This is a genomic window from Methylobacterium segetis, assembly GCF_004348265.1.
Taxonomy (GTDB): Bacteria; Pseudomonadota; Alphaproteobacteria; order Rhizobiales; family Beijerinckiaceae; genus Methylobacterium; species Methylobacterium segetis.
The window spans coordinates 1-14,151 of record NZ_SMNT01000016.1 but is presented as its reverse complement, the minus strand read 5'-3'; the positions used below and the strand labels follow the sequence as shown (position 1 = coordinate 14,151).

Annotated in this window: 13 protein-coding genes; 4 read left to right on the top strand and 9 right to left on the bottom strand. The window is 64.2% G+C overall.

Annotated features, from left to right (window positions below; translation table 11 throughout):
- Positions 1 to 1,221: 1,221 nt before the first annotated feature.
- Positions 1,222 to 1,452 (top strand): hypothetical protein, encoded by a 231-nt coding sequence (locus tag E1J50_RS06320; RefSeq protein ID WP_132251537.1) that lies wholly within the window; start codon positions 1,222 to 1,224, stop codon positions 1,450 to 1,452.
- 24 nt (positions 1,453 to 1,476) lie between these two features.
- On the opposite strand, the gene E1J50_RS06315 is transcribed toward E1J50_RS06320, so the two are convergent.
- From E1J50_RS06315 to E1J50_RS06305, 3 genes are all read right to left on the bottom strand, one after another.
- A complete protein-coding gene (locus E1J50_RS06315; protein ID WP_132251535.1) occupies positions 1,477 to 2,253 on the bottom strand; it encodes a hypothetical protein in 777 nt (258 codons plus the stop codon).
- A complete protein-coding gene (locus tag E1J50_RS06310) occupies positions 2,250 to 3,278 on the bottom strand; it encodes an MBL fold metallo-hydrolase (protein ID WP_132251533.1) in 1,029 nt (342 codons plus the stop codon). Before E1J50_RS06310 ends, E1J50_RS06315 begins: the two co-directional genes overlap by 4 nt.
- Before the next feature lie 387 nt (positions 3,279 to 3,665).
- Positions 3,666 to 4,091, bottom strand: coding sequence for a hypothetical protein (locus E1J50_RS06305; protein WP_132251531.1), 426 nt, complete (start codon positions 4,089 to 4,091; stop codon positions 3,666 to 3,668).
- 331 nt (positions 4,092 to 4,422) lie between these two features.
- On the opposite strand from E1J50_RS06305, the gene E1J50_RS06300 reads away from it, so the two are divergent.
- On the top strand, positions 4,423 to 5,124 hold the full coding sequence (locus E1J50_RS06300; protein ID WP_132251528.1) for a Crp/Fnr family transcriptional regulator: 702 nt from the start codon (positions 4,423 to 4,425) through the stop codon (positions 5,122 to 5,124).
- A 104-nt stretch (positions 5,125 to 5,228) separates the two neighbouring features.
- Here E1J50_RS06300 and E1J50_RS06295 read toward each other — a convergent pair whose 3' ends face one another.
- Complete coding sequence (locus E1J50_RS06295; RefSeq protein WP_132251526.1) at positions 5,229 to 5,489, bottom strand: DUF6894 family protein; 261 nt, start codon at positions 5,487 to 5,489, stop codon at positions 5,229 to 5,231.
- Between the two features lie 323 nt (positions 5,490 to 5,812).
- On the opposite strand from E1J50_RS06295, the gene E1J50_RS06290 reads away from it, so the two are divergent.
- Positions 5,813 to 6,052, top strand: a complete 240-nt coding sequence (locus tag E1J50_RS06290) for a DUF6894 family protein (protein ID WP_132251523.1) — start codon at positions 5,813 to 5,815, stop codon at positions 6,050 to 6,052.
- 130 nt (positions 6,053 to 6,182) lie between these two features.
- Positions 6,183 to 7,673, top strand: coding sequence for an HWE histidine kinase domain-containing protein (locus E1J50_RS06285; RefSeq protein WP_132251521.1), 1,491 nt, complete (start codon positions 6,183 to 6,185; stop codon positions 7,671 to 7,673).
- A 130-nt stretch (positions 7,674 to 7,803) separates the two neighbouring features.
- On the opposite strand, the gene E1J50_RS06280 is transcribed toward E1J50_RS06285, so the two are convergent.
- The 5 genes from E1J50_RS06280 to E1J50_RS06260 form a co-directional block, all read right to left on the bottom strand.
- On the bottom strand, positions 7,804 to 9,810 hold the full coding sequence (locus E1J50_RS06280) for a hybrid sensor histidine kinase/response regulator (protein WP_132251519.1): 2,007 nt from the start codon (positions 9,808 to 9,810) through the stop codon (positions 7,804 to 7,806).
- A gap of 7 nt (positions 9,811 to 9,817) precedes the next feature.
- Positions 9,818 to 10,606, bottom strand: a complete 789-nt coding sequence (locus E1J50_RS06275; protein ID WP_132251517.1) for an alpha/beta fold hydrolase — start codon at positions 10,604 to 10,606, stop codon at positions 9,818 to 9,820.
- 81 nt (positions 10,607 to 10,687) lie between these two features.
- On the bottom strand, positions 10,688 to 11,890 hold the full coding sequence (gene nhaA, locus E1J50_RS06270; protein ID WP_132251515.1) for a Na+/H+ antiporter NhaA: 1,203 nt from the start codon (positions 11,888 to 11,890) through the stop codon (positions 10,688 to 10,690).
- Positions 11,891 to 12,115: 225 nt separating this feature from the next.
- Positions 12,116 to 13,077, bottom strand: a protein-coding gene (locus tag E1J50_RS06265) for an IS630 family transposase (protein ID WP_132251513.1) whose coding sequence is annotated in 2 segments (ribosomal slippage) — positions 12,116 to 12,729 and positions 12,729 to 13,077 — 963 coding nt in all. Because the reading frame shifts where the segments join, the coding sequence is not laid out codon by codon here.
- Positions 13,078 to 13,142: 65 nt separating this feature from the next.
- Positions 13,143 to 14,151: DUF2254 domain-containing protein (locus tag E1J50_RS06260; RefSeq protein WP_132251511.1), on the bottom strand; the 1,009-nt coding region annotated here is incomplete at its 5' end.

Sequence of the window (14,151 nt, the reverse complement as noted above, 5' to 3'; positions counted from 1 at the left end):
CGGCTCCGGCCGGGCCTGGCTTCCTCTCTCCCCCGCTCCCCCTTTGCTCCTAGGGCGGCACGCCTTCCACACAGGATGGGGGAGGAGCGGCGACCTCGGCCCCTCCCCGGTGAGTGTGCGGAGAGGGGCGGCTTCGCGCTTGGGCCGAGGCCCGGGCGTGAATGGTGGAGCGGGTCCCTCCTGCGAGGCGTGCCCCCTGCGAGCGGTAACGACCCGAGGGTTCTCCAGTCGGGCTGTCCGCGGATCAGGGCTAACGGCACCTAACGCTCCCGGCCTGCTGTTAGCTTCCCGGCCCTCAACGCAACCATGAGTAGCCGGGTCGGCCGGCGCGTCGGATGGGCCGACCCCGGCTGGGTCCTTCCTGCGGAGGTGCTCCCGGGCGAGCAGTCGCCACCCGAGCCCTCTCCAGTGGGGCAATGGGCGAACCTGGATTAACGGCCTTAACAGCCCGGACCGTTAAGCCGGCCGGTGCGGCTTAACGGTGCTCCGCTCCCCAAGGGGGTGGCAGTAAGGCTCGGCCGCCGGCTGGGTTGACGCGGTTGACGACGGCGGGTTGACCCGCCCTCGGCTCGGCACGGGTTGCCAGCTTGAGGGGCGCGGGTCCCTCCCCGAGGGTCGGAGGGCTGCGGGCGCCAGGCACCCGAGTTCTTTTCAGTGACGACCTCCCGGATCTGAGGTGACACGGGTGACAGCCGGCGCGCTCGGGCGGGGTGACAGAGATGACACGTCGCCCGCCTTGCGCTGGCCGCATGGGCGCGAGCGGCGCGGAGGCTCAAGCGGCGGGCAGCTCGATCCTAGACTGACGGAACCTGACAGGCAGACAGCAGCCCGACAGCCCCGTTCGGAGGGCAGGTTGGGGGAGTCTTGGAAGGCTGTCGGAAGGCTGCTCCGCTCGCTAAGCCATTGGCGGCGCGGCGTTTGGAAGGCTTGGAGGGCTCTTTTCTCTCTTAGACGAGGAGAAATAGGAGATGAAGGGGGAGCCGCCGTCCCGAGCAGCCGCCATTGGCCGGCCCCGGAGGGGCGTGCGGATGGGGTGAGCAGGGGGACCGGGGGAGAGATAGAGGGAAAAGGAATATTAGAGATAGAGGGCCGCGGCCTTCCAAGCCCTCCAGGGGCTCGGCGGCACCCGAATAGCCAAGCCCTTGCCGAGGCTTAGCCGCGGATGACAGCCCTCCAGGCGGAGGCATCCGAGCCCTCCAAAGCCTTCCAAGACCCTCCAAGTTGAGCGCCGCGCTGCACCTCGGGTCGCTGGCCACGGTCAGCCAGGAGAGCGATGCGGAGATGGCGAGTCCGAGACCGCGCTGGTCGCTGGAGAAGCTGGTGGCCAGCATCACCATCGAGAACCTACCTGGAGACGCATGGAGCGATGGTCGGCCGATGGGTGCGCTAGAATGGAAGAAGATCTGTCAGTCTTTCGCCGACTGTGCGTTGCGCGATCTACTCCACACCTAAAGTCCTGGCCCTGCGGTGAAGGGCCTAGCCATTGTTATTTCTTTTCCTACCCGCTTGAGGAGTGGTCGCGGTCGGCTGCCTCATCAGCGTTTCGCAGCTGAGAACCAACTGAGTACCGTAGGCGCGGGACGCGTCGCGCACTGCGCCCTTGCTGACTGCAAACAGCATGTAGGCTGAGTGCAGGAAAACGGCCGCGATTATGATGACGAGCTTCTCGTCGATGTTAGGCAACGCGGCGAAGTAGAGCGGACGGAACCACAGCAAGACCACGCAGAACGCCAGCACCAGGAGGTTGACCAGCAAGGCAATGGGCTTAAGGCCAAGGAGGTTGCGCCGGAACCCGTAGGTGATGTTCTCACCGAACAGGATGGCATGGGTGCGCGTGTCGCGGGTGTGCTCGCGCAGCCAGTTGCCCGCGCTGCGATAGAAGTCGTTGGCTCGCGCCGAGTCGGTGCGCTCGTCCTCAGCGGTCGGCGCCGGCAGCTTGAGCTTATCCGCAATGAACGCGCGGTATCGATCCTTAGCCCCTTCAGCTACGTCCGCGTTGCCCCGGTGCCATTGCTCAGGCGTGGAGCGCGTGCCGAGCTTCGTTTCGACGTGGCGGCCAGTGCGTCGGGCAACGTCGGCAAAGGCGAACAGTAGCACCAGCCCCATAGCCGAGGCGGTCAGGTGCGGCAGGCCGATCCGGTCCCATGGCACCAGCATGAACAGCAGCGCGAGGGTCGGCAGCCCAGCGATCAGCGCCGGGAAAACCCGCGCTTTCAGGCTGTAAGTGTCGAACTGTTTGAAGAAGTCCATCATTCTTCGACCTGGGTCGCGAAGGGCTCAGGCGTTATCGGAAGGCCGGTCCGGCCCATGTCGGACTGGTAGTAGATGTGCCGCCCGTTGGTGACGTGGACCTCGTAGCCGCGCCGCGTGAAAGCATTGACCACTTTCTTACGCGGATGCTCGTCGTCCAGCCGAGCGGCCGAGCAGTAGGCGACCCCAAGCGAGGAGCCTTGTGGCTGGATCGGCCCCAACCAGCGGTTCAAGGCAGATGGCGTGACGTTGCGCCGGCTGCCGTGGTGCGGCACCTGGATGAAGTGGGGGTTCAGCCGGCCGTACAGAATTTCAGCATACGTCGCGGCCTCGTGCAGACCCTGCGGGCCCACATCCCCAGTAAGCACCAACTGCTGGCCGTCGATCACGGCCATCTGCACCACGCTGCTCTCGTTCGAGGCGCTAGTCGGCTCCGGGTTCTCAGAGAGAGTTTCGCTGGTCCAACTTTCCATCACCCATCGCACCGCCGCCTTGGCGGTCTCAATCAGGCGCCCCCACAAACCTGCGCTATCCGCCGTGGTCTTCCGCTCCGGAGTTTTATCGAAATCAGGCAGCAGATTGAGGTAGCGTTGCCGCGAGGGCGCCAGCACTGTGAACTGGCCGATCTGCGCACCCTGAAACGCCTCATAGACCGGAATGCCCCGCCGAATGGCGATAGCTTCCAGCTCAACCAGCGTGGGGTACTTCTCGCGCAGGTGGCGGATCAAACCATCAACGGTCCAGTTGCCGTGGAAGTGATGGACGATCTCGGCCGCGTAGAGCCAAGGTCTATTCATCCACAAAGCTTGCACGTTGAGAGTCTGCATAACCTCGACCAAGCCGACGGCATGGTCGCCGTCTGCGTGGGTCAAGACCACATGTGTGATGGTTTCGGAGCTGTAGCTGCTGCGAATGTGCTTGATGAGACCCGGTGCGGTGTCAGCATAGCCGCCATCGACTACATGGATGGTGTAACCGAGGCCGTGGGTACCGTAGCGAATGGCGATGGCATCGCCGCTGCTGGCCATGGTCCCAACCGGTAGGAAGTCAATTTCATAAGGCATAGACGGCCCCGATTATGGTTGTTGTGCCGTACTCGGCAGCAGGGCGAGCCGTCGCTGCTGCCACGCTCGGTCCCGCTAACGGCCATGTACCTCTTTTGTTCCTAATGTGCCGCTCAAGGTGGCAGGCAAGGCTAGGGATGGGTGCGGAGAGGTTGCGCGATACGGCTTGCCACTGCGGGTGCCTGCTCGGGCGTCGAACTAGAGCATCGGGCCAAGTCGCCTGATGCCGCCGACGTACAACTGATTTTTCAAAATCGAGGCGGTTTATCACCCGTTCTTGCGCGGGCTGATCCTTATGGAGCCGCCAAACTCGCCAGCGCCCACCGGAAGAGGCTGCTCACGAACGCTGAGTTAGGCGTATGGGCCACCGAACAGGTCGCCCAAGGCTTTGCGCCGGAACAACGTGAGCCATCGCCGCCGCTGATGCTCAGGACGGTCGTGCAGCAGGTGGCACCGCTGACAGAAAGCAGCGAGGTTCGAGGCCGCGTTGTTGCTGGGGTCGTGGTCGCGGTGGGCGGTCGCAAGCACGACCTTCGTCATTCGGACAGCAGCGATCTCCTCGGCGGTTGGCAGGCTGCGCAGAGCCTTGCCTCGTCCGTCCCGCCACACGCCGGTCGCAGCGTCCCACCAGCGGCCGTCACCCAGGTGAACGACACGATGTCCGTGTGGTCGACCGCAACCTTCGCAGCGCCCGCCGGCTCTACGGAAGCGGATCACGATCGAGAGCTGCGGCCAATCGATTGGGTAGAAGAAGCGGTGCTCGCGCCGGATGGGCATCGTGGTTCTCGGCGTTGCGAGCCAATGAAGCCTGACCGTACCGATGGGCTCGGCGTACGCCTAGATCTCTCCTGTCACAGCATAGCCTAAGCCGCTGACAGACCCTGTCCGGGGGGCGGCTCTCACTCTCGCAACCCTGTCTCAAAAACCGTCGTTTTCTGGACATGACGTTTTGAGGAGTCCGGACCGGTCCGATAGGGCAAGACCTATTGGAACGCTCATGCGCTGGAGTGGTCAATCCGATTGTCCGCAATCGAACTCTTGCTGAGCACTTGTAACCTACGTAAGTCATACGTGTTGACGGGCCCGAAGGAGGGGGAACAAGCCCATCATGAGTGCGAGCGGAATGGCCGGATCCCTAGTGCGTTTTGCGGGGCAGGCTGCTCATCCAGTGCTGCGGATTGTCGTGCGCGAGCGGGCCCTTTGCCGGTATCAAAACCTCATCGAACAGGGCGAGGCGCCTCAGATGGCGCATGTACTCCTATCTGGCTACACCTGTCGGCATCGCACGCTGAGAAACGGCCAGCGGCAGATGATAGCTCTCCTGGTACCAGGTGACATGTGTGATCTTGAGACCGTTCTGCGCGGCTGGGCGGATTGCGGGATCACGACGCTGACCCCCTGCATCTTCGGTGAGATCCCTCTCGAACGCGTGGCCGATCCGCTCCGGCAGGAGCCTGAGCTTGCTCGCACGCTGCTCAATCGTCTCCTGCTCGACAAAGCCATCGACAGCGAGCGGGTGTTGAGCCTCGGCCAACGCTCCGCTCTGCAACGTCTCGCCCACCTGTTCTGCGAGCTGCGGGAGCGGCTGCACGCAGTCGGGCTGGCGGACGAAGAGGGGTACAGTCTGCCCCTGACGCAGATCGAGCTTGCCGAACTGACTGGTATGTCGAACGTCCACGTCAACCGCACGTTGCAGGCGCTGCGCAGCCAGAACCTCATCGGCTGGCATAGAGAGCGAGTGAGCCTGCTGGATCGGCCAGCTCTGGAGCACCTTGCGGAGTTCGATCCGACGTACCTGCGGGTCCCCTGAAGGCAGGCGATACCGAAAGGCCAGTGTCCCCGCTGGCCAGCTATACGCTCAGGGCGCATGCCGATCAGGGCTATCGCTGCTGGTGCTGATCGCTCGGGCGCGGGCTAAGAGTTCGTACGTATGCGGTGTGCATCCCGGTCGAGGATCTCCGTGAATGGCAGCTTCAGCAGAGCCTGACCTGCCCCGTTGGTGATCTCGAAGCAGCAGCGCCGCGGATCAACCTTCTTTTCCAGCAGCTCGACCGCCATCATTGGGATCGCCCGGCAGGCGTCCAGGTAGGCGGCCTCTACCCCGATCAGCTCCAGCCCGATCTCGTCGAGGTCCAGACCGTCAGGCGTACGTAGGTGGAAATAGAACCAGGGCATCCCGCCTCGTAGCCGGGTCGCAAAAAGCGGACACTTACGCAGGTGAACGAACCAGGCGCTCCTTCGCAAAGGCTGACGCTGCTCTGCTTCTGAGTTCCGTGTCGCCCGAGCTGCGAGGAGTACTTGGGTGGGTCGCTCCGCCCGCTAAGGTCCAGCCGGACAAGCCTTCTTGGGACGTGGCGGCTTCCGTTCGCGCGAGGCGTTCATCCATGTTGTGGCGCCTCGTGGCCGATCGGTGCGGAAGTAGACCATCGCTGGCTCGACCCTGGCCGTCGGCGCCTGAGAGATGTGTGTGCTCCCGCCTGTTGCATGCGGAGAGCCACATGCCGCGTTACTTCTTCGACGTCCACGACGGCGGTCCCCACTGCGATGACATCGGGACCGAGCTTGCAGGCTTGGACGAAGCGTATGCGAAGGCTAAGTCCCTCCTGCCGAATGTCGCCTGCGAGGACATCCCCAAGGGGGCTGACCAGCGCACGTTCACGATGCTGGTCAAGGATGAGGACGGGCACGCCGTCTACTCGGCCACGCTCACCTTCACGGGCAGCCCGCTACCGGGATAGGCTGAGCCGGATTATCAGGTGGGAGAGGGGGAGCCGCTCCAATGGGCCACAGCCAGCAGGCTGAGCTGTGCTATGACCTGAGAAGCGCAGGAGCAGCCTGCCTCTGGGCCGTGTGGAGAGGCAGCGGACAATGAGCAACCGCCGCGAACACGACCGCATCGACGCCGAACTCGTGCGGATTGCGAAAAGTTCGGACCCTTTCGTCGCTGCCGTTCGGGCAACGCGAATGCCGATGATCATCACGGACCCCAGCAAGCCCGACAACCCGATCGTCTTCGTCAACGACGCGTTCTCCAAGCTCACTGGCTACGCGCGCAGTGAAATCCTGGGCAACAACTGCCGTTTCCTCCAAGGTCCGGAGACCAATCAGGAGGATGTCGCGAAGATCCGTGATGCGATTGAGCGGCGTGTGCCTGTCGAAATTGAGATTTTGAACCACAAGAAGAACGGCGAGGTTTTTTGGAACCGACTGCTGATCTCTCCAGTGTTCGATGACAATGGCCAACTGACGTATTTCTTTGCCTCACAGTTCGATGTCACCTTGGAGCGTGACCGGCTGGTGCGCCTTCAAAAGGATCGGGACGCTCTGGAGCAGGACGTGGAGCGCCGGGCGAGCGATCTGCGCCGCAGCGAAGACCGGCTGCGCTTTATGCTCAAGGCTGGCCGGTTCGGCACCTGGACGCTTGATCTGGCCGACCGGCGGCTGGTCGCCTCCGACCTCTGCAAGGAGAATTTCGGCCGTACGGCCGGCGATACATTCACCTACGACGAGTTGCTGGCGTCGATCATACCCGAGGACCGGGCGCGGATGCTGGCGGCCGTCAGAACGTCGATTGAGCAGCAGACCGACTACGACATTGAGTACGCCATCCGCACTCCCAAAGGAGAGGTCCGCTGGCTACAAATCCGGGGGCAAACCTACTACCACGCCGATGGCTCGCCACTGAGCATGGCCGGCGTTTCGATCGATATCACCGAGCGCAAGCGCGGCGAGGAACATCGCGCGCTGCTGGTGGCCGAGTTGAGCCACCGGGTCAAAAACTCGATGGCGACGATGCAGTCGATCGCACATCAAACCCTGCGTAGCGCCTCTTCCCTCGACGAGGCCCGGAAAACCCTTGAGGCCCGCCTGCAATCCCTGTCGGCCGCTCATGACGTTCTGACGCGCGAGAGTTGGGAAGGAGCGACGCTGGCGGAGATTGTGGAGAGTGCGCTGCGACCGTTCCAGGCCGGCAGTGGGCGACGGTTCAAGGCCAGTGGCCCCGAGGTGCGGCTCAGCCCACGCCTCGCACTGGCCTTCGTCATGGCCCTGCACGAGTTGGCCACCAACGCGGTGAAGTATGGAGCGCTCTCGACCGACGAGGGCCGGGTGATCCTGAACTGGGACATCGTAGACGGTTCCGCCCCTGAGCGTCTGTGCCTGCGTTGGGAGGAGTTGGGCGGGCCGCCGGTTACGCCGCCTACGCAAAAGGGCTTTGGCACACGACTGATCGAGCGGGCGCTTGCCGCCGAGCTGGGCGGCACGGCAGAGATCGACTATCGCCCGCGCGGCGTGGTGTTCACTGTTGAAGCACTGGTTTCCGAACTGCGGCGCGGCGGCGAAGCCGAGCAGACCTCCTGAACTGGGAAACGGACAGTCACCCCCGGTTCCATAAATCCCAACCCACGAACAGTGACCCGGATGTGTCCGATGAGAGCACCACATGCTCTGAGATGAACCCCTCAAAGACACGGGAGCGGGTTCCTGCAGGTCAGTCCGTAACGAGATTTTTGATGCGGGAGGCCAGTGCTTCGATCGCAAAAGGCTTCGTCAGTATCTGCATACCTGGCTCCAGGAGGCCATTGCCGACCGCCGCGTTCTCGGCGTAGCCCGTAATGAACAGCACTTTCAGGCCTGGCCGCATCAGACGCCCCGCATCCGCCATTTGCCGCCCGTTCATGCCGCCGGGCAAACCCACATCCGTCACCAGTAGGTCGATGCGCACGTTTGATTGGAGCACCTTCAGGCCCGCTCCGCTATCAGCCGCCTCAATAGCCGTGTAGCCCAGCTCCTCTAGGACCTCCGTCACCAACATCCGCACGGTCGGCTCATCATCGACGATGAGCACCGTCGCGTCCTGCTCCGCGCGCTGCACGGCTGAGTGGGTGAACAGGGTGCCCTCAGGATCTACCGAACCGTAGTGGCGGGGCAGGTAGAGGCACATCGTCGTGCCTTGGCCCACCTCCGAGTAGATCCGCACCTGTCCACCGGACTGCCGGGCGAAGCCGTAGATCATCGAAAGGCCGAGACCGGTGCCCTGGCCAGCGGGCTTGGTGGTGAAGAACGGGTCGAAGGCCCGAGCGATCACCTCGGGCGGCATGCCCGTGCCAGTGTCCGTCACGCACAGAGAGAGGTACTGGCCCGGTGGCAATTCACGCTCCTGCGCGGCGTGGTCATCAAGCCACTTGTTAGCGGTCTCGATGGTGATGCGCCCGCCCTCCGGCATAGCATCGCGGGCGTTGATGCAGAGGTTCAGCAGCGCGTTCTCGAGCTGCGGCGGGTCGATCAGGGCTGGCCACAACCCGCCGGCCCCAACCACCTCGATGTGAATGGCTGGACCAACGGTGCGCCGGATCATCTCCTCCATACCCGTCACAAGCCGGTTCACGTCGGTGGGCGTGGGGTCGAGCGTCTGACGGCGCGAGAAGGCGAGCAGGCGGTGGGTGAGGGCTGCAGCGCGTTTCGAGGCACCCTGGGCGGCGTTGATGTAGCGGTCGAGGTCGCCCAGCCGTCCCTGGCTCATGCGCGTCTGCATGAGTTCCAAACTGCCGGAGATGCCCGCCAGCAGGTTGTTGAAGTCATGCGCCAAACCGCCCGTGAGTTGGCCCACCGCCTCCATCTTCTGCGATTGCCGCAAGGCATCCTCAGCCCGGGCCAGTACGGCGGCTTGTTCGCGCTGGGCCGTCGTGTGACGCCCGGTTGCGTAGACCTCGCCGTGCTCAAGTGCCCCTGTCCAGGCGAACCAGCGGTATGTTCCATCTGCATGGCGCAGGCGGTACTCGTATGATTGGGTGAGCGGCGCCTCGAAGATGCCGGCGAATGCGGCCTGTGTGGCTGCCAGATCCTCGGGATGCGTGAACGCCTCGAAGCTGTGCCCAATGAGATCGGACGCCTGCCACCCCAGCAGGTCCGTCCAGGCAGCATTGACTGCGGTCAGCACACCGTCCGCTCCGGCGATCACGAGGAGGTCCTGAGAGAGCCGCCACGCACGATCCAGCGCGCGGGCCCGCTCCACCACGCGGGCTTCCAACGTCGCGTTGAGGTCTTGTAAGGCGCTGCTGGCCTGCTCGGCGGTCCGGCGTGCTTCCAGGAGCTCTCGCTCGTAACGCCGGCGATCTGAGGCGTTGAATACCGTCACTCGGATAAACCGAATGCCGCCTGTCTCGGCCCGACGGACGACGGCGTTGACGAGGACAGGCAGTATCGTGCCGTCCGCGCGCACAACGTCGAGGGCCACCTCGTTGAAGAAGCCCTGCATCCGCAGCAGCGGCCCGAAATGGGTTTCGTAGTAGATCTTGCCGGCAATATTCAGCAGTTCGAGGAAGCGGCGCCCAACGAGCTGCTCAGGATCGTATCCCGTCCAGGTCGAGAAGGTGCGGTTGGCCTTGGAGATCCGACCATTTGCCAGCGTGGAGACGTAGCCGCACGGCGCATTCTCGAAGAGGTCTTCCAGGTCGTCGGTCTCCTGCGGCGCTGAGGCAGGCGTCGCCCCGTTCAAGTCGTCCTCACAGGAATGCCTTGATGGCCGCGATGGTCGCTTCAGGGGCGCTCAGGTTCGGGCAGTGACCCGTCGCCTCGATGAGAACCAGCTCGCTATTGGGAAGGTTGCCATGCACGTAGTCGCCGACGGAGAGCGGCGCGATGATGTCCTCAGAGCACTGGATCACGAGGCAGCGAGCCTTCACTTCCACTAGATCGGCTCGGTTGTCCGAGAGGAAGGTGGTTCGTGCAAACCGCTTGGCGATGTCCGGGTCGGTGCGGCAGAAACTGTTTGTGAGCTCATCGCTCAACTCGGGCTGATCCGGGTTGCCCATGATGATGGGAGCCATCGCCTGTGACCAACCCATGTGGTTGCTGTCGAGGAAATCCAGCAACTCGGCGATTTGGGCCTCGCTGAAGCCGCCCTCATAGTCGCCGTCGTTAATGTATCGCGGTGATGGGCATATCATGACGAGGATGTTGAACAGCTCGGGGGCTTTCTTCGAGGCCAGAACACCGATCATGGCGCTCACCGAGTGCCCGACGAAGACGCCGCCCTGCACGTCCAACGCGCGGCAGAGTTCGACCACATCGTCGGCGTACCCGTCCAGCGAGGCGTACTTCTCGGGGTCGTAGGCCGAGAGATCCGAGCCACCGGCCCCAACGTGATCGAACAGGACCGTGCGAAAGGCGTCCTCGAAGGCGGGGGCCACGAACCGCCACATGTTCTGGTCGCAACCGAAGCCGTGGGCGAAAACCATCGCTATGGGCCCTGTCCCCGCCAGTTTGACGTTGTGTTGCTGGATGACCGACACGCTGCATTCCTTCGCGCTGCCGTGTCGATACCACCCAACGCTCCATAAGGCCCAATCGACGCGGTTCTCGCCGAATGGATGTTATGAAACCGGCACTCGCTTTGGCCTTGCTGCGGCAGGGCTGAACCGTAGCACCAATGCGCCTAAAACCATGCAGGTGAGCGAGCCAACCAGGACGCCGATCTTCGTCTCGGCTTCGAGCGCAGGGTTGTTGGCGAAGGCCAGCAGGCCGATGAACAGGCTCATCGTGAACCCGATCCCGCATAGAAGCGCCACGCCGTAGATCTGCGCCCAACTCGCCCGTGACGGCCGCTGCGCCAGCCCGAGCTTCACGGCCGCCAGCACGAAGCCGAACACGCCGAGTTGCTTGCCGAGCAGCAGGCCGAGCGCCACGCCGAGCGTGACCGGATCGAGCAGCATGTGCGGATCGAACCCAGCCAGCGACACGCCCGCGTTGGCGAAGCCGAAGATCGGCAGCACGAGGTAGGCCGACCAAGGGTGGAGGGCGTGCTCCAGCTTGTGCAGCGGCGAGGTGGGGTCATCCGGCTTGCCGATGCTGAGGCGCAGCGGGATCGTGAGCGCCAGCAGCACGCCGGCTATCGTGGCGTGCACGCCCGACTTCAGCACGAACAGCCACAGGACCACGCCGAGCAGCAGGTAGGGCAGCAGGCGGCCGACCCCGGCCTTGTTCATCGCGTACAGCACGGCGACCGTGACGGCCGCGCCGCCCAGCATCGGCAGCGACAGGTCGGCGGTGTAGAACGCCGCGATGATCAGCACCGCGCCGAGATCGTCGATGATGGCGAGCGCCGTCAGGAAGATCTTGAGCGAAACCGGCACGCGGGAGCCGAGCAGGGCCAGCACGCCAAGGGCGAAGGCGATGTCGGTGGCGGCCGGAATGGCCCAGCCGCGCAGCGTTCCGGGCGAGTGCCAGTTCACCGCGACATAGACGAGCGCCGGTGCAACCATGCCGCCGAGGGCTGCTACACCGGGCAAAATGCGATCTGGCCACGTCCGCAGCCGCCCATCCAGCAGCTCGCGTTTGATCTCCAAGCCGACCAGCAGGAAGAACACGACCATGAGGCCGTCGTTGATCCAGTGCAGCACGCTCAAGGGGCCGAGATAAGCCTTGAGCGCCGCGAAGTAGGTGTCGGCCAGGGGGGAGTTCGCCACCACGAGCGCTAGGGCGGCGCTGGCCATCAGGAGAAGGCCGCCGCTGGCCTCGCTGTGCAGTAACGAGCGAAGGACGGAGAGCGGGCGGCGAATGGGCGTCCTGGCGTCCATAGCGGAAACCCTCAGCTTGTGTCGGGAGTGCACGATCTCACCGACATCCGAGCTGACGGCGTAGGACCTACTCGCCCCTCAGTCTGCGATCGTTGAGTTCGTGAGCAAACTGCAGGGCGGGCCAGATGGTTCTGGTACTCTGCTGCTCGATACGGCCGCGAGACCGTCCGAGGCCGACCCGAACGCATGATCCCTGACGAGGGCACATATTAGAGCTGTTCCCGGTCAGGTAGCGACGGCCAAGTCGTCTTCGTAGCCGGCTGCGGCGAGGTATTTGCGGCACTCCTGCGGGGTGAAGCACGAGAGGGCCTGCCGGATTGCTGCCCAGAGATCCGGGATGGTGCGGGCTGCTGCGCTGCGCAACAGCGCCTTGAGCTTGGCGAAGGCCTGCTCGATCGGATTGAGATCGGGGCTGTAGGACGGCAGGTACATGAGCCTGGCCCCTGTGGCCTCGATCGCGGCCTGCACGCCGGCGACCTTGTGGGCTGGCAGGTTGTCCATGACGACGATGTCGCCCGGCTGCAGCACCGGGATTAGGGTCTCGGTGACGTAGCTGCGAAAGCGCCTGCCGTTGGTGGGACCGTCAAGAAGCGCGGTGGCGCACAGCCCACTCGTGCGCAGGGCGGCGGTGATGGTGGTGGTTTTGTCATGCCCCCACGGCGCTGCGAGCCGGCAGCGCTCGCCGCGCGGGGCCCAACCGTAGCGTCGCGCCATGTTGGTGGCAGCCGCGGTCTCGTCCAAGAACACCAGCCGGTCCGGGTCGAGCTCGGGCTGGGCCTCGAACCACGCCTCGCGGGCCGCTCTTACGTCCGCGCGCTCCTGCTCAGCTGCGTGTGTCGCCCCTTTTTCCAGCTGATCCCGTGCCGCTGGAAGAAGCGTGACAACCCGCTCGTGCTGGTCTGCACGCCCTGCTCGGCCAGTCGGTCGCGCAGCTCACGCAGGAAGAGGCGCGGCTCCTGCTTCGAGGTCGCCAGGATGAGCGCGGCATGCGCCTCAATCCGCTTCGAGGTGTGATCGCCGCCCATCGGCTTGGAGGCGAGTTGGCCCTCATTGCGGAAGCGCTCCGACCAGCGGCTGGCGCTCGACACGCTGACCCCGAAGCGAGCGGCGACGCGACGGCAGGAGGCACCTGCCGCCACGGCAGCCACGACACGCTCGCGCAGGTCCACAGATAGAGGCGAAGGCATGGGAAAGCTCCTTCACCCGTCAACGTGCCATCCGCCAACCCGTCTCAAGCGGCGCGGGATCTGCTCTAGCTGGCGATCGTCACAGCAAACGCCCCGTAATAGTCCTCAGCGTCAGCTTGGGCAGCCCGATCCGTCACGCTGTGTCTGACGCTTGCCATGATCAGATCAGCATGCCGCCGAAGTTCGAGGCGGCGCGGTGGCTGTCGCTCGACCTCGGCAATCCGGCTCAGAACTTCCAGCATGCGGATCAGCACGTAGGCTGATCCCGAGGTGTTCTGCCGGATCAGGTGAAACATGGCATCGCACAGGCCTGCGTAGTCCGTCACAGGGTAGACCAGAACGATCCGCCCTTCGCGCTCGACCGCGCCAGTTCTCAGATGACGGGGTGCGATCCGGCAGAGCGCATCGCCGAACCGCTCGATCACGCTTGCTGCCGTGAACGGATCGTTGATGCCGGGCGAAAGGGCGCGAACCGCAATCTCGCTCAGCTGACGGACGGAGTATTCCAGATCCTGCAGGGCGACAGCTCGCCGACCGAACGTCAGGGCGCGGTCCAGAGCCTCGCTCACTCCTTCGGCAGCTCCGCTCACTTCGGCAACCGATGCACCGAACGGGACGTAGTCGCCTGGGCGCACAAGCAGGCGGATGCTCACACCGTGTTCATGCGCGTAATCGGCCAGCTGCGCCGTATCGATCGCCTGCAAGAACTGATTTCCGGTGACGCTGACTGGCAGCCCGTCGATGGGCAGCGCTGGGGGCTGGACGTCTGCTTCGTCGAGGGTCCTGTCGTCGATGGCCTTGCACAGGTCGTGGTGGACCTCGTCGACGACCGTCTCAACGTTGATGCTGGTCGCGATGTGATGAACGAACCAAACCAGGGTGCCTAGACAGAGAAGCGCCAGCACAATCGCGCCGGTGACCGCCAGATGCGGCACGAACTGCGTCTCCTCCACCGTCCTCACCGTTCGCAGGACGATGAGCGCATAGGCGAAGGTGCCCAGAAAGATGCCGAGTGCGATCTGGTTGCGACTGTCGCGCACGAAGTTGCGCAGCAAGCGCGGACCCATCTGGCCG

Excerpts from the sequence above, each read along its gene's own strand:
- E1J50_RS06305 (WP_132251531.1), bottom strand. The coding sequence starts at position 4,091 with ATGCCCATCCGGCGCGAGCACCGCTTCTTCTACCCAATCGATTGGCCG.
- E1J50_RS06300 (WP_132251528.1), top strand. The coding sequence starts at position 4,423 with ATGAGTGCGAGCGGAATGGCCGGATCCCTAGTGCGTTTTGCGGGGCAG.
- E1J50_RS06285 (WP_132251521.1), top strand. The coding sequence starts at position 6,183 with ATGAGCAACCGCCGCGAACACGACCGCATCGACGCCGAACTCGTGCGG.
- E1J50_RS06295 (WP_132251526.1), bottom strand. The coding sequence starts at position 5,489 with ATGCCCTGGTTCTATTTCCACCTACGTACGCCTGACGGTCTGGACCTC.
- E1J50_RS06290 (WP_132251523.1), top strand. The coding sequence starts at position 5,813 with ATGCCGCGTTACTTCTTCGACGTCCACGACGGCGGTCCCCACTGCGAT.
- nhaA (WP_132251515.1), bottom strand. The coding sequence starts at position 11,890 with ATGGACGCCAGGACGCCCATTCGCCGCCCGCTCTCCGTCCTTCGCTCG.
- E1J50_RS06315 (WP_132251535.1), bottom strand. The coding sequence starts at position 2,253 with ATGATGGACTTCTTCAAACAGTTCGACACTTACAGCCTGAAAGCGCGG.
- E1J50_RS06310 (WP_132251533.1), bottom strand. The coding sequence starts at position 3,278 with ATGGCCAGCAGCGGCGATGCCATCGCCATTCGCTACGGTACCCACGGC.